12 protein-coding genes and 1 rRNA gene are annotated in these 15,756 nt (G+C 37.4%); 7 read left to right on the plus strand and 6 right to left on the minus strand.

From position 1 onward, the window contains the following. Positions 1–20 precede the first annotated feature (20 nt). The 6 genes from mnmG to rpmH all read right to left on the minus strand — a co-directional run bounded on the left by mnmG (position 21) and on the right by rpmH (position 5,731). Complete coding sequence (gene mnmG, locus AC0KUU_RS23195; RefSeq protein ID WP_013059925.1) at positions 21–1,910, minus strand: tRNA uridine-5-carboxymethylaminomethyl(34) synthesis enzyme MnmG; 1,890 nt, start codon at positions 1,908–1,910, stop codon at positions 21–23. A 22-nt stretch (positions 1,911–1,932) separates the two neighbouring features. Next, positions 1,933–3,321 carry a tRNA uridine-5-carboxymethylaminomethyl(34) synthesis GTPase MnmE gene (gene mnmE, locus AC0KUU_RS23200; RefSeq protein WP_162215127.1) on the minus strand — a complete coding sequence of 463 codons (1,389 nt, stop codon included), beginning with the start codon at positions 3,319–3,321 and terminating at the stop codon, positions 1,933–1,935. Between the two features lie 305 nt (positions 3,322–3,626). Beyond that, complete coding sequence (gene jag, locus AC0KUU_RS23205) at positions 3,627–4,256, minus strand: RNA-binding cell elongation regulator Jag/EloR (RefSeq protein ID WP_043977608.1); 630 nt, start codon at positions 4,254–4,256, stop codon at positions 3,627–3,629. Beyond that, positions 4,253–5,017, minus strand: a complete 765-nt coding sequence (spoIIIJ, locus tag AC0KUU_RS23210) for a YidC family membrane integrase SpoIIIJ (RefSeq protein WP_013085568.1) — start codon at positions 5,015–5,017, stop codon at positions 4,253–4,255. Before spoIIIJ ends, jag begins: the two co-directional genes overlap by 4 nt. A 115-nt stretch (positions 5,018–5,132) precedes the next feature. After that, positions 5,133–5,486, minus strand: coding sequence for a ribonuclease P protein component (rnpA, locus tag AC0KUU_RS23215; protein ID WP_013059929.1), 354 nt, complete (start codon positions 5,484–5,486; stop codon positions 5,133–5,135). A gap of 110 nt (positions 5,487–5,596) precedes the next feature. Next, positions 5,597–5,731 carry a 50S ribosomal protein L34 gene (gene rpmH, locus AC0KUU_RS23220; RefSeq protein WP_013059930.1) on the minus strand — a complete coding sequence of 45 codons (135 nt, stop codon included), beginning with the start codon at positions 5,729–5,731 and terminating at the stop codon, positions 5,597–5,599. A gap of 754 nt (positions 5,732–6,485) precedes the next feature. On the opposite strand from rpmH, the gene dnaA reads away from it, so the two are divergent. The 7 genes from dnaA to AC0KUU_RS23255 all read left to right on the plus strand — a co-directional run. Next, complete coding sequence (gene dnaA / locus AC0KUU_RS23225; protein ID WP_028411911.1) at positions 6,486–7,829, plus strand: chromosomal replication initiator protein DnaA; 1,344 nt, start codon at positions 6,486–6,488, stop codon at positions 7,827–7,829. 186 nt (positions 7,830–8,015) lie between these two features. Continuing rightward, positions 8,016–9,152, plus strand: coding sequence for a DNA polymerase III subunit beta (dnaN, locus tag AC0KUU_RS23230; protein ID WP_013054821.1), 1,137 nt, complete (start codon positions 8,016–8,018; stop codon positions 9,150–9,152). Between the two features lie 100 nt (positions 9,153–9,252). Beyond that, entirely contained in the window at positions 9,253–9,468 is a 216-nt protein-coding gene (gene yaaA, locus AC0KUU_RS23235; protein WP_013054822.1) for a S4 domain-containing protein YaaA, read from the plus strand. 14 nt (positions 9,469–9,482) lie between these two features. Then, positions 9,483–10,601, plus strand: a complete 1,119-nt coding sequence (recF, locus tag AC0KUU_RS23240; RefSeq protein ID WP_043977615.1) for a DNA replication/repair protein RecF — start codon at positions 9,483–9,485, stop codon at positions 10,599–10,601. 240 nt (positions 10,602–10,841) lie between these two features. Continuing rightward, on the plus strand, positions 10,842–12,758 hold the full coding sequence (gyrB, locus tag AC0KUU_RS23245; protein ID WP_025752397.1) for a DNA topoisomerase (ATP-hydrolyzing) subunit B: 1,917 nt from the start codon (positions 10,842–10,844) through the stop codon (positions 12,756–12,758). A gap of 126 nt (positions 12,759–12,884) precedes the next feature. Then, positions 12,885–15,395, plus strand: a complete 2,511-nt coding sequence (gene gyrA, locus AC0KUU_RS23250; protein WP_025752396.1) for a DNA gyrase subunit A — start codon at positions 12,885–12,887, stop codon at positions 15,393–15,395. A 262-nt stretch (positions 15,396–15,657) separates the two neighbouring features. Beyond that, positions 15,658–15,756 (plus strand): 16S ribosomal RNA (locus tag AC0KUU_RS23255); the annotation flags it as partial.

Raw genomic sequence — 15,756 nt, forward strand, 5'->3', positions numbered from 1 at the left:
TTTCTTCGCGCCTAAGAGTTTTAATCATTTGATACTTTAGCGATGCGCCCTTGTTCAATATAAACAAGCAAGATTGAAATATCAGCTGGGTTGACTCCAGAAATACGTGAAGCTTGCGCTACCGTTAGTGGCCGCACTTGGTTTAATTTTTGACGTGCTTCTGTAGCTAAACCGTTAATTGCATCATAATCAATATAATCAGGAATCTTTTTGTTTTCTAACTTCTTCAAGCGTTCAACTTGCTGAAGTGATTTCTGAATATATCCTTCGTATTTCACCTGAATTTCTACTTGTTCAGCTACTTCAGGATCTACCGTCTCATCAGCTGGTGCTAATTGATGAATATGAGTATATGTCATTTCAGGACGGCGAAGTAAATCTGTCGCACGAATGCCATCTTTTAATTCGCTGCCGCCAGCTTCTTTAATCAGTTGTTGAACAGCTTCGTTCGGCTTAATAATAAAGGAGAAAAGACGTTTCTTCTCTTGCTCGATTTCCGCTTTCTTCTGTTCAAATTTAGCATAGCGCTCATCGCTGATTAATCCTAGTTCACGACCAATTTCAGTAAGGCGTAAATCAGCGTTATCATGACGAAGCAATAAACGATATTCTGCACGAGACGTTAACAGACGATACGGTTCATTTGTTCCTTTTGTTACTAAATCATCCACCAATACACCGATGTAAGCATCAGAACGTCCTAAGATGACTTCTTCTTGTTCCAGGGCTCTTCTTCCCGCGTTAATTCCAGCAAGAAGACCTTGGCCTGCAGCTTCTTCATAACCAGATGTTCCGTTAATTTGTCCAGCCGTATAAAGATTTTTAATTTTCTTCGTTTCAAGCGTTGGCCATAACTGAGTCGGAACAATTGCATCATATTCAATAGCATAGCCCGCACGCATCATTTGGACTTTTTCAAGACCCGGAATTGTCGCAAGCATTTGACGCTGTACGTGCTCAGGAAGACTTGTTGATAGTCCTTGAACATATACTTCTTGCGTATTTCGTCCTTCTGGCTCTAAGAAAATTTGGTGGCGCGGTTTATCATTAAAGCGCACAACCTTATCTTCAATAGATGGACAGTAGCGTGGTCCAGTACCTTTGATCATCCCAGAATACATAGGAGATAAGTGAAGGTTGTCATCAATAATTTGATGAGTTTGTTCACTTGTATATGTTAACCAGCAAGGCAGTTGATCTGTAATGTACTGTGTTGTTTCGTATGAGAAAGCACGAGGCACATCATCCCCAGGCTGAATCTCTGTTTTGCTGTAATCAATAGTTGAGCTATTAACACGAGGTGGAGTTCCTGTTTTAAAACGGACCATGTCCAGTCCTAACTCCTCTAAGTGTTCAGAAAGCTTAATAGCCGGTTGTTGATTATTAGGACCGCTTGAATATTTTAGTTCACCTAAAATAATTTCCCCGCGTAAGAATGTCCCTGTCGTAATAACAACTGTTTTAGCTTTATACACAGCTCCCGTTTGAGTGACAACGCCCGTACATACACCGTCTTCTACGATTAATTGTTCTACCATACCTTGCATAAGCGTTAGATTTTCTTCGTTTTCTAACGTTTTTTTCATTTCATGCTGATAAGCAAATTTATCCGCTTGAGCTCTAAGTGCTCGAACAGCTGGACCTTTTCCTGTGTTTAACATTCTCATTTGAATATGAGTTTTATCGATATTTCTACCCATTTCTCCGCCAAGAGCATCAATTTCACGTACGACAATACCTTTTGCAGGACCCCCTACAGAAGGGTTGCAGGGCATAAACGCCACCATGTCTAAGTTGATGGTCAACGTTAACGTTTTAGCACCCATACGCGCAGAAGCAAGTGCCGCTTCACAACCTGCATGACCTGCTCCAATGACAATAACATCATATTGTCCACCTTCATATTGCATAATAGTAGCCTCCTTTAATAATCTATTTTCCTAAACAGAATTGAGAGAATAACTGATCAATTAAGCTTTCGTGAACAGCATCACCAATAATTTCACCTAATAGTTCCCACGTTCTTGTTAAATCAATTTGGACGATATCGATTGGAACACCACTTTCAATGCCTGTGATGGCCTCATCGATAGCTCCTCTTGCTTGCGTTAAAAGCGCAATATGTCTCGTATTAGATAAATATGTTAAATCTTGAGATTCAATTGTTCCTCCAAAGAAAAGAGCTGCGATTGCTTCTTCAAGCTGATCTACTCCTTGTTCTTGAAGAAGCGAAGTCGTAACTATTGGATGATCACCAGCAAATTTCTGCACTTCCTCTAGATTAATTTTTTGCTCAAGATCTGTTTTATTCACAATCACGATAACGTCCATGCCTTTTACAGCTTCAAATAGCTTTTTATCTTCGTCCGTTAGTTCTTCATTAAAATTCAACACAAGCAAAATTAAATCTGCTTCTTTCAAGTACTGACGGGAGCGTTCCACACCAATTCGTTCTACAATATCTTCTGTTTCACGAATTCCAGCTGTATCAACTAATCGCAGAGGAACTCCTCGCACATTGACGTACTCTTCGATTACATCTCGCGTCGTTCCAGGAATGTCTGTGACAATGGCCTTTGCATCTTGCACTAAACTATTTAAAAGAGAAGATTTCCCTACATTAGGACGTCCAATAATAACCGTAGCCAATCCTTCTCTTAAAATTTTTCCTTGATGAGAGGTTTGAAGAAGCTTATCAATTTCTTGGCGTACATTTGAAGCTTTTTCGATCAATACTTGGTGAGTCATTTCCTCCACATCGTCATATTCTGGGTAGTCAATGTTTACTTCTACATGGGCAAGTGTTTCGAGAATTTCCTGCCGTAAATGACGTACTAGCTTGGACAAACGCCCTTCCATTTGGCCAATCGCCATATTCATCGCTTTATCTGTTTTGGCACGAATTAAATCCATGACAGCTTCTGCTTGTGACAAGTCTACTCGACCATTTAAAAACGCTCGTTTTGTAAACTCACCCGGCTCAGCTAAACGGGCACCATTTGCAATAACTAACTGCAGCACACGATTAACGGATACAATTCCTCCGTGACAGTTAATTTCAATAATGTCTTCTCTAGTAAATGTCTTGGGACCTTTCATAATGGAAAGCATCACTTCTTCGACGACTTGCTCTGTCTTGGGATCTACGATATGACCGTAGTGAATAGTATGAGAAGCTACGTCTGTTAATCGTTTGTTCGAAACGCTTTTAAAGATACGATCTGCAATCGTAATGGCTTCTTCACCACTCAGGCGGACGATGGCAATAGCTCCTTCTCCCATTGGTGTAGAAATGGCCGCAATTGTATCAAAATCTAGCACCAACTTCACCTCATTTCATTTTATAAACCTTTTATTTTAAACGATGTTATATACTATCATCGTTAACAATTTTCCACGAACAAAAACATCTATTTTAAGGCCCGTAATTTGTATGAACCAAATAAATAGAATACCACAATTCACCGATTTGGAACATCTCTAACGTTCTTCTGTTATACACAGTAAGAAAAACAGGCAGTATGTACTATTTTAACTTATCCACATGTGAATAACAACGTATGTAACTTGATTTTTTGAACGCTAGCTTGATAAAAGTAAACATAAAAAAGCACTAGCGCATTTTGCTAGTGCTTTTTTCCGACGGGCTGAACCAAAATACTTCTTTTTGGTTCTTTTCCGACAGAGTGTGTCTCAACTAAAGAATTTTTAGCTAACACTTGGTGAATCATTTTTCTTTCATGCGAAGGCATTGGTTCTAGTTGAACAGATCGATTCGTTTTAATCGCCTGATTTGCTATTTTTAATGCCAGTTTTTCGACCATTTCTTTTCGTTTTTCTCGGTAGCCTTCTGGGTTTAATACAACATTTAAAAATTGCTGACTGTATCGATTAGCTACCAGTTGTGTGAGAAGCTGGAGCGCATTAAGGGTTTGTCCATGTTTTCCAATCAACATTCCCGCAGAATCACTACTAATCTCAATTATGCAGTTTCTCGAGGTTTTTTTGACGTTCGTATGAATCGAAATCCCCATTTTACGGCTAACATTTGTAATAAAATGAACCGCTTCCTCTACAGGGTCAACTATTTTTGTAACTTTTACAACTGCAGGTTTTCCCTTAAAGATTCCTAAAAATCCTTTTTTGCCTGGTTCAATTATTTCTACATTTGCTTGATTTCGCTCTACTTCTAAAGCATCTAATGCTTCTTGAACAGCAGCTTCAATCGTCTGGGCCGTAATTGTGATTTCGTTCATTTTTTAACCCCTTCAATATTCGCTTGTTTTAAGTCTGGCCCTTTAATGAAGTAGGTTTGAATAATCATAAATAGATTTCCCACTACCCAATAAAGAGATAAGGCGGCTGGAAAATTGATTGCAAAAACCACAATCATAATCGGCATAACCCAAAGCATCATAGCCATTTGAGGATTTTGATTTGCATTTCCGGCCATCATCATCTTTTGCTGAATAAACGTTGTGATTCCTGCGACAATTGGTAAGATAAATAGCGGGTCACGCGCACCTAAATCAAACCATAAAAAGCTGTTGTTTGCGATTTCTGACGTTCGTGTAATCGCGTGGAAAATCCCAATAAGAATGGGCATTTGAATTAGAATTGGGAAGCACCCAGCTAAAGGATTTACTCCGTAAGTTTGGAATAATGCCATCGTTTCTTTCTGCAATTGCTGCTGCGTCTGGGCATCTTTTGAACTGTACTTCTCCTTTAACTTCTGCATTTCGGGCTGAAGTGTCTGCATTGCTTTCGTGTTTCTCATCTGTTTAATCATAAGCGGTAGAATAAGTAAGCGAATCAGGATTGTGACAACGATGATCGCAACTCCATAGCTTTTAAATACCTCCGCCAGATACGTAATGACTAATGACAGCGGATACACAACATACTCATTCCAAAAACCTTTACTATCATCTGTAATAGGTTGGTTAATTTCCGTACAACCCGCTAAAACAGTTAATAGAAAGATAAGTGTTATCCCTAAAAACAACTTCTTCTTCACCTGTTTTTCCTCCTTCTACATGTTCACCTTTCAATTCTGAAAGTGCGTCAAAATCCATTATATAAGGATGCGGTAGAAAAACAACAGCTATTAAAGGCTTTTCTTCTATTGTTTATTAATCGTTTTGTCTATGTGTAAGTAATTTGCCACGCTTAAAGACATGCTGCAAGCTACTTTTAATTTCTTCATAGCTCATTGTTGCAGCAGGCTGCCTTGCAATTACAATATAATCTTTGTCTTGCTTCAAATACGGTGTGAATTCAAACATAATTTGTTTAGCAAGGCGCTTAACTCGATTACGAGTCACGGCATTTCCAATCTTTTTGCCCACGGAGAATCCTACGCGGAAATGTTCTTGATCCGGTTTGTCTAGAACATACAAGACAAATTGGCGATTCGCTACGGACTTGCCCTTTTTAAAAACTGTTTGAAATTCATCATTCTTTTTTATACGATATCTTTTTTTCATTTTTAACAACTCCTGCCCTTTTTCAGGTCATGCTTTTATGTAGTCCCTACAGGAACAGAGGTGATTTTAGTCTTATAAAGCGAAAAAAGACCACTGGCGTCAGTGGTCTATTATGCTGATAATACTTTTCTTCCTTTACGACGACGACGAGCTAAAACTTTACGTCCATTCGCTGAGCTCATACGAGCGCGGAAACCGTGTACTTTACTGTGCTTACGTTTGTTTGGTTGGTAAGTTCTTTTCATCTATAAACACCTCCTCGAGGAATAACTGAAAAAGACAGTCCTTGCAATTATAATGAAAAGACTAAGAAGATGTCAATGTTATTTAAAAAATAAAATTTTCAATCTCTTGGTTTCATTATCTGTTTTACTCAATCTTCTTCATTCTAATATCTTTATAACCCAATTGTCTATACCTAATCAATAAAATTCATTGATTTATTAAAGAAAAAATTTTTCCTTTTCATCTCTTTTTCTTTCTCTACCAGCTGTGATCGCATCGTTACTGAACAAAACTACAACAATAAATGTTATAAAAAGCCTCTTTTTTATTCAAATTCTTCTCTTAAACCTTTGTGGATAAGTTTTTTCGACATTTTTCTACTTTTCCATTTCTTATCGACAACTCATGCACACTATCTTGTGTTGTGGAAAACTTTTCTCCACAAGGTGTAGTGATTGTGGATAAGTTTCGAAAATTCATTGCATCATGCCGAATTCTTTGATATTATATTTTTGTTTTCACTCTTAATTACTTTTCCACAGTTGGTTTTTATCCACAAACTGTGGACAACTTGTGGACATCATTTCCACTATCACTGTATAAAGTTATCCACACCATGTGGAATCTGTCGAATAGTCGGCTTTCTTCTATAATATATATTTACCCACATAATAGCAATTGTATAAATATAAATTTTTTATGCATAAGGTTTTGTACAGGTTGTACAAGAGTTGTACAAAGCGCATAAAAGCTAGAAAAAGGAGGGATTGCTCGTTGGAAAACATTCATGATTTATGGAATAGAGCTTTAGATCAAATTGAAAAAAAATTAAGCAAACCTAGTTTTGAAACGTGGCTCAAATCGACAAAAGCTCATGCTTTACAAGGAGACACGCTCATTATTACTGCGCCTAATGATTTTGCACGGGACTGGTTAGAATCTAGGTATTCTAATTTAATTGCTGAAACGCTTTATGATCTTACGGGGGAAGAGTTAGATGTAAAATTTATTATTCCTCCTAACCAGGCCGAGGAAGAATTCGATATTCAAACTCCTAAAAAGAAAGTCAATAAAGACGAAGGAGCAGAATTTCCTCAAAGCATGCTAAATTCGAAGTATACCTTTGATACATTTGTTATCGGATCTGGAAATCGGTTTGCGCATGCAGCTTCTTTAGCAGTAGCAGAAGCGCCGGCTAAAGCGTATAATCCGCTTTTTATTTACGGGGGAGTAGGATTAGGTAAAACACACTTAATGCACGCCATAGGCCACTATGTGTTAGATCATAATCCTGCCGCGAAAGTCGTGTACTTATCATCTGAAAAATTCACAAATGAGTTTATTAACTCTATTCGTGACAATAAAGCAGTAGAATTCCGCAACAAATACCGTAATGTAGATGTTTTACTGATTGATGATATTCAATTCTTAGCAGGTAAAGAGCAGACACAAGAAGAATTTTTCCATACGTTTAATACGCTTCACGAAGAAAGCAAGCAGATTGTCATCTCAAGTGATCGACCGCCGAAAGAAATTCCTACACTTGAAGATCGACTTCGCTCTCGCTTTGAATGGGGCCTTATTACAGATATCACACCACCAGATTTGGAAACACGAATTGCTATTTTGCGTAAAAAAGCAAAAGCGGACGGCTTAGTTATTCCAAATGAAGTTATGCTTTATATCGCCAATCAGATTGATTCAAATATCAGAGAATTAGAAGGCGCACTTATTCGTGTAGTAGCTTATTCTTCACTAATTAATAAAGATATAAACGCTGATTTAGCAGCAGAAGCATTAAAAGATATCATTCCTAGTTCAAAACCTAGGGTTATTACGATTCAAGACATCCAACAGATTGTTGGACAAGAATTTAATATAAAATTAGATGATTTTAAAGCGAAGAAACGTACAAAGTCAGTAGCGTTTCCTAGACAAATTGCCATGTACCTTTCTCGCGAACTAACAGATTTTTCGCTGCCTAAAATTGGAGAAGAGTTTGGCGGGCGAGACCATACTACTGTCATCCATGCTCATGAAAAAATTTCAAAACTTGTTCAAACAGATACTGACCTACAAAAACAAATTAAAGAAATAAGTGAATCACTAAAAATATAGGCTTTTTTTACTTGTATTTTGTGTATAAGTGAGTTAGGATTGTACACAGTCTGTCCACATGTGGATAGGCTGTGTTCTCACGTTTTTAGGGGTTATCCACATTTCCACAGCCCCTATTACTACTACTATCTTAAAATATAATAAATAATAAGCTTTTAAACCTACTTTTAAGGAGGATTAATTATTATGAAATTTATCATACAGAAAGACTATCTAGTTCAAAGCGTTCAAGACGTTATGAAAGCTGTATCTTCTAGAACAACCATTCCAATTTTAACGGGGATTAAAATTGTAGCGACTGAAGAAGGTGTTACCTTAACAGGAAGTGATTCTGATATCTCGATTGAATCGTTTATTCCAAACGAAGAAGAAGGAAAAGAGATTGTTGATATCCAAAAACCAGGCAGCGTTGTTCTCCCAGCTCGTTTCTTTAGTGAAATCGTCAAAAAGCTTCCTAAAGACATTGTAGAATTAGACGTCCAAAGTCACTTCTTAACAATCATTCGTTCAGGAAAAGCTGAATTTAACTTAAACGGTTTAGATGCAGAAGAGTATCCTCATTTGCCACAGATCGAAGAAAACAATATGTTTAGATTACCGACAGACTTATTAAAAAACATGATTCGACAAACTGTCTTTGCGGTGTCCACCTCAGAAACACGACCTATCTTGACAGGTGTAAACTGGAAAGTCGATGGCAAAGAATTAACGTGCATTGCCACTGACAGCCACCGCCTAGCTTTGCGAAAAGCGACCATTGAAACTGGAAATGAAGCAACGTATAATGTGGTTATTCCAGGTAAAAGTTTAAGTGAATTCAGTAAGATCCTTGATGATTCTCATGAATTAGTAGACATTGTTATCACGGAAAATCAAGTATTATTTAAAACAAAACATTTACTATTTTTCTCAAGATTGTTGGACGGAAATTATCCTGATACTTCAAGATTAATTCCAGCTGATAGTAAAACGGATGTTATATTGAACGTAAAAGAATTCTTGCAATCGATTGACCGCGCTTCTTTATTAGCTCGTGAAGGAAGAAACAACGTAGTAAAACTATCTACGCTGGATGAGGGAATTGTTGAAATTTCTTCTAACTCTCCTGAAATCGGAAAAGTAATTGAAGAGGTACAAAGTCAGTCTATCTCAGGAGAAGAATTAAAAATTTCTTTTAGCGCAAAATATATGTTAGACGCATTAAAAGCGCTCGAAGGAACAGATATCAAAATTAACTTCACTGGTGCGATGCGTCCATTTGTCATTCGAACATTAGAGGATGATTCAATGCTGCAGCTGATTTTACCAGTGCGAACATATTAAATCTCAGAAAGCTACTAGCATGCCGTACTAGTAGCTTTCTTTTCTCAAGGAGAATTATTTAGTAAAATAGAGGTACATCATTAGAAAGTGAGAGAGTCGCATGAAAACAGAAGTTAAAATTTCAACTGAATACATTACGCTTGGCCAGTTTTTAAAACTAGCAGACGTCATTCAAACAGGTGGAATGGTAAAATGGTTTTTAAGTGAGCACGAAGTATATGTAAACGGGGAGCTAGAAGAGCGCCGCGGACGTAAATTATATGCAAATGACGAAGTGGATATACCGGCTGCAGGATCATTTGTTGTCATTACTTAAAGTTGGTGAAACGTTTGTATATTAAAGAAATTACTTTAACAAATTACCGAAACTATACGAAGACAACGATTCCTTTTGAAAATAAAGTAAACGTCATTTTGGGTGAAAACGCACAGGGTAAAACAAACGTGATGGAATCGATCTTCGTATTATCTATGGCTAAATCTCATCGTACATCCAACGATAAAGAATTAATTAAATGGGACTGTGAGTATGCAAAGCTATCTGGCATTGTAGAAAAGCATAGAGGGCCTGTTACACTGGATTTAGTCATCTCAACAAAAGGGAAAAAAGCAAAATATAATCACATTGAGCAGAAAAAACTCAGTCAATATATAGGGTCAATTAACACTGTCATGTTTGCTCCGGAGGATTTGAACTTAGTTAAAGGGAGTCCGCAAGTAAGGCGCAAATTTATCGATATGGAGATTGGTCAAGTTTCGCCTGTTTACATGCATGATTTAAGCAGGTATCAAAAGATTTTGCAGCAAAGAAATCAATATTTGAAGCAGCTGCAGACAAAAAAACAAACGGATCTTTCACTTTTAGACGTACTTACGTTACAGTTAAGTGAAATGGCGGCGAAAATCTTAAAAAAACGTTTTGAGTTTTTACGGTTACTCCAACAGTGGGCAGAGCCTATTCATAAAGGGATCAGTCGAGACTTAGAAACATTAAAAATTGAGTATAAGAATTCAATTGATGTATCAGAAGATGCAGATTTGTCGAAAATGTTAGAAGCATATCATCAAAAGTTTGATAAAATAAAAAGTAGAGAAATTGATAGAGGTGTCACCTTAGCAGGACCACACCGTGATGATCTTCTTTTCTACGTTAATGAGAAAGACGTTCAAACATTTGGTTCACAAGGGCAACAGCGGACGACTGCTTTATCGTTAAAGCTTGCTGAAATTGAGTTAATTCATCAAGAAGTAGGTGAATATCCAATCTTGCTTTTAGACGACGTATTGTCTGAATTAGATGATTTTCGTCAATCACACTTGCTAAATACCATTCAAGGAAAAGTTCAGACGTTTGTAACGACAACGAGCATTGAAGGAATTCATCACGAGACCTTAGAAAAAGCCGCTACATATCACGTAGAAGCTGGCCAAATTCAAAAGGTCAAATAGCAATTGATCTGTCTAAAAACTTTTCGCAAGGCAATCTAACTGAAATATGATATCATTATAGTTTTAAGTCTATATATTTCAACTCGTACCCTCGATTATGAAAATTTTGTGCATAAGTAAACAAAATGCAAATACATTAAAGGCTCCGTATTATTTCCACATAATATTCGAAAAACATAATACAAAATGATAAATACAGCAGTTTGCTGTTAAAAAAAAGTGTAGGTGATACATTTGACGATGGAACAAAAAGAAGTACAAGCATATGAAGCTGATCAGATACAAGTATTAGAAGGATTAGAAGCTGTTCGTAAACGTCCGGGGATGTATATTGGATCGACGAGCGCAAAGGGTTTACATCATCTTGTATGGGAAATTGTAGATAATAGTATTGATGAAGCGCTGGCCGGCTATTGCGATGAAATTAATGTTATTATCGAAAAGGATAATAGTATTACAGTCAAAGATAACGGTCGTGGAATTCCGGTTGGTATTCAAGAAAAAATGGGCAGACCTGCTGTTGAAGTTATCTTAACGGTTCTTCATGCCGGAGGTAAATTTGGCGGCGGCGGCTATAAAGTATCTGGTGGATTACACGGTGTAGGTGCCTCAGTTGTTAACGCACTTTCTACCTCTTTGGAAGTGCACGTACATCGTGACGGTAAAGTTCATTATCAAAAATATGAACGAGGTGTACCGGCTGCTGACTTAAAAGTAGTTGGAGAAACAGATAAAACAGGTACTGTTATTCAATTCCGTCCAGACAGTGAAATTTTTACAGAAACGCTTGAATACGATTTTGACACGTTAGCTAATCGTCTGCGTGAGTTAGCTTTCTTAAATCGCGGCATTAAAATTACGATTGAAGACAAACGTGAAGAAGATAAAAGACGTGAATATCACTATGAAGGCGGAATTAAGTCTTACGTTGAACACTTAAACCGTTCGAAAGAAGTGATTCACGAAGAGCCCATCTATATTGAAGGTAATCGAGACAACATTTCTGTAGAAATTGCTATTCAATATAACGATAGCTATACAAGTAATTTATATTCTTTTGCAAACAACATTCACACATATGAAGGTGGAACGCACGAAGCAGGATTTAAAACAGCGTTAACGCGTGTAATTAACGACTATGCACGTAAAAACAGCGTATTTAAAGACAGTGACGCCAATCTAACGGGTGAAGATGTTCGTGAAGGAATTACAGCTATCATCTCTATTAAGCACCCAGATCCGCAGTTCGAAGGACAAACAAAAACAAAGCTGGGAAATAGTGAAGCAAGAACAATTACTGACTCTGTGTTTGCAGAACACTTAGAAACTTACTTGCTAGAGAACCCTATTGTGGCGAAAAAGGTAATTGAAAAAGGTTTAATGGCTGCAAGAGCAAGAATGGCGGCTAAAAAAGCTCGTGAGCTTACACGCCGTAAAAGCGCGCTTGAAATTTCAAACTTACCGGGTAAATTAGCAGATTGTTCATCAAAAGATCCTTCTATTAGCGAACTTTATGTAGTAGAGGGTGACTCTGCAGGAGGTTCAGCTAAGCAGGGAAGAAGCCGTCATTTCCAAGCTATTTTGCCTTTACGTGGTAAAATTATCAACGTAGAGAAAGCGCGTTTAGATAAAATTTTATCTAATAACGAAATTCGTACAATCATTACCGCTCTAGGAACGGGTATTGGTGACGATTTTGATATTTCGAAAGCCCGCTACCATAAAATTGTGATTATGACAGATGCAGACGTAGACGGTGCGCATATTCGTACTCTTCTTCTAACGTTCTTCTATCGCTATATGAGACAGATTATTGAGCACGGATATGTTTACATTGCCCAGCCGCCTCTTTACAAAGTTACACAGGGTAAAAAAGTGGAGTACGCGTACAACGATCGTCAATTAGAAGAGGTATTAGCTTCTTTCCCTGAAGGCGCAAAACCAAACCTTCAGCGTTACAAAGGTTTAGGAGAGATGAATCCTGAACAATTATGGGAAACAACAATGGATCCAGAGTTCCGTACCCTTCTTCAGGTGAACTTGCAAGATGCAATTGAAGCTGATGAGACATTTGAAATTTTAATGGGCGACAAAGTAGAACCACGCCGTAATTTCATTGAAGAAAATGCTCAGTACGTAAAAAATCTTGATATTTAAATGAACGGTAATACCCTTTATATTTTTTATAAAGGGTATATAAACGTCAGGATGGAGATAGGTTCTATCCTGCGTTTACATATATATGAATTACTATACTGAACTTCGCGAAGGAGGTTCTTATCGATGTCAGATAAACCAAACTCTCAAATAAGAGAAGTAAATATTAGTCAAGAAATGCGCGCATCCTTTTTAGATTATGCAATGAGCGTAATTGTATCGCGTGCTTTACCAGATGTAAGAGACGGACTTAAGCCTGTGCACCGTCGTATTTTATATGCAATGAATGATTTAGGTATGGGATCGGATAAGCCATATAAAAAATCAGCTCGTATCGTAGGAGAAGTAATTGGTAAGTATCACCCACACGGTGACTCAGCTGTATATGAAACAATGGTTCGTATGGCACAAGATTTTAGCTATCGTTATATGCTAATTGACGGTCATGGAAACTTTGGATCTGTTGATGGAGATGCAGCAGCAGCTATGCGTTATACAGAAGCAAGAATGTCAAAAGTTTCGATGGAACTGTTACGTGACATCAATAAAGATACAATTGATTACCAAGATAACTATGACGGTTCTGAACGTGAACCAATTGTATTACCTGCTAGATTTCCAAATTTACTTGTAAACGGTTCAGCCGGAATTGCGGTAGGTATGGCGACAAATATTCCTCCGCATCAGTTAGGGGAAGTCATTGACGGCGTTTTAGCTGTAAGTCAAGACCCTGATATCACAATTGCAGAGTTAATGGAGATTATTCCAGGCCCGGATTTCCCAACTGCAGGACAAATTCTTGGGCGCAGCGGAATTCGTAAAGCTTATGAAACTGGAAAAGGTTCTATTATTGTTCGCGCAAAAGTAGAAATTGAAGAACAAAGCAATGGTAAACAAACTATTCTTGTTCATGAACTTCCATACCAAGTAAATAAAGCAAAGCTAATTGAAAAAATTGCCGAGCTAGCCCGTGATAAAAAGATTGATGGAATTACGGATTTACGAGATGAGTCTGACCGTTCGGGTATGCGTATTGTTATTGAAGTAAGACGTGATGCAAATGCAAATGTTTTATTAAACAACTTATATAAGCAGACATCTCTTCAAACAAGTTTTGGTATTAATACCCTTGCATTAGTAGATGGACAGCCAAAAGTATTGAACTTGAAGCAATGTCTACAGTACTACTTAGACCATCAGGTAGTGGTTATTCGCCGTCGTACTGAATTTGAACTTCGAAAAGCAGAAGCACGTGCGCATATTTTAGAAGGTTTAAAGATTGCTCTTGATAATTTAGATGCTGTTATTGCTTTAATTAGAGGTTCTCAAACAACAGATATTGCACGTGAAGGATTAATGACGCAGTTTTCGTTATCTGAAAAACAAGCGCAAGCTATTTTGGATATGCGCCTACAGCGTTTAACAGGATTAGAGCGAGAGAAGATTGAAGCAGAATATCAATCTTTATTAGCGCTAATTGCTGAATTAAAAGCTATTTTAGCAGATGAAGAAAAAGTATTAGAAATTATTAGAGAAGAACTAATAGAAGTAAAAGAAAGATTCAATGACGGCCGTCGAACAGAAATCGTAAGCGGAGGAGCTGAAATTATCGAAGACGAGGATCTGATTCCTCGCCAAGATATTGTTATTAGCTTAACGCACAACGGCTATATTAAACGCTTGCCTGTTTCTACGTATAAGAGTCAGCGAAGAGGCGGAAGAGGTATTCAAGGAATGAATACAAACGAAGATGATTTTGTTGAACATCTTCTAACAACTTCTACTCATGATACGATTCTCTTCTTTACAAATAAGGGAAAAGTTTACCGTACGAAAGGATACGAAATTCCAGAGTACGGAAGAACGGCTAAAGGGATACCTATTATTAACTTGTTAGAAGTAGACAAGGGTGAGTGGGTAAATGCCATCATTCGCGTCGATGAATTTGTAGACGATTGGTATCTATTCTTTACTACAAAACAAGGAATTTCTAAGCGTACACCTTTATCTTCTTTTGAGAACATTCGAAATAGCGGACTTATCGCCTTGAATTTAAGAGAAGAAGATGAATTGATTTCTGTTAAATTGACAGATGGTAAGCGCGATATGGTTATTGGAACGAAGAAGGGTATGTTAATTCGTTTTAATGAAAATGATGTTCGTTCAATGGGACGTACAGCCACTGGAGTTAAAGGGATCACTCTCGATTCAGAAGATGAAGTAATCGGTATGGAGATTCTCGAAGAACAATCAGATGTCTTGATCATTACGAAAAATGGTTACGGAAAACGTACGCCGATTGAAGAATATCGTGTACAAACAAGAGGCGGTAAAGGTTTAAGAACATGTAATATCACTGATAAAAATGGTGATGTTGTCGCACTGAAATGCGTATCTCAAGAAGAAGATATTATGCTTATCACAGTAAGCGGCGTTCTTATCCGTGTTTCTGTTTCAGATATTTCACAAATGGGCCGTAACACACAAGGTGTCAAAGTCATCCGTTTAGGAGACGAAGAGTTTGTTTCAACGGTTGCAAAAGTACAAACTTCAGAAGATGAAGACGAAGTTTTAGACGAATTAGATGAACATGAAGAGACAGATATAATAATTGAAGCTGAAGAAACAGAAGAATAAAAAAAGCCCCTGAAAAAGCAGGGGCTTTTTTTATGTAAAAAACCTTGCCATAGGCTTTTGATTTTGGTAATATATAAAAAGTCAGCAAAACATATATGAGTTTTTTAGTAGTTTTAAAAAAGTTATATAAAAGTGTTGACAACGATTCTTATAAAGTGTTATTATATAGGAGTCGCTTTAAGACAAGAGTTCTTTGAAAACTGAACGAAATAGTAAACGTCAACGTTAATTTTTATTTTTTAAATTGAGCAAGTCAAACATTTCTTCGGAGAGTTTGATCCTGGCTCAGGATGAACGCTGGCGGCGTGCCTAATACATGCAAGTCGAGCGAACTGATTAGAAGCTTGCTTCTATGACGTTA

The sequence above is a fragment of the Priestia sp. ST2 genome (assembly GCF_055810735.1).

Coding starts and splice junctions, on each gene's coding strand:
- gyrA (WP_025752396.1), top strand. CDS start 12,885: ATGTCAGATAAACCAAACTCTCAAATAAGAGAAGTAAATATTAGTCAA.
- rnpA (WP_013059929.1), bottom strand. CDS start 5,486: ATGAAAAAAAGATATCGTATAAAAAAGAATGATGAATTTCAAACAGTT.
- jag (WP_043977608.1), bottom strand. CDS start 4,256: ATGAACGAAATCACAATTACGGCCCAGACGATTGAAGCTGCTGTTCAA.
- yaaA (WP_013054822.1), top strand. CDS start 9,253: ATGAAAACAGAAGTTAAAATTTCAACTGAATACATTACGCTTGGCCAG.
- dnaN (WP_013054821.1), top strand. CDS start 8,016: ATGAAATTTATCATACAGAAAGACTATCTAGTTCAAAGCGTTCAAGAC.
- mnmG (WP_013059925.1), bottom strand. CDS start 1,910: ATGCAATATGAAGGTGGACAATATGATGTTATTGTCATTGGAGCAGGT.
- rpmH (WP_013059930.1), bottom strand. CDS start 5,731: ATGAAAAGAACTTACCAACCAAACAAACGTAAGCACAGTAAAGTACAC.
- gyrB (WP_025752397.1), top strand. CDS start 10,842: ATGGAACAAAAAGAAGTACAAGCATATGAAGCTGATCAGATACAAGTA.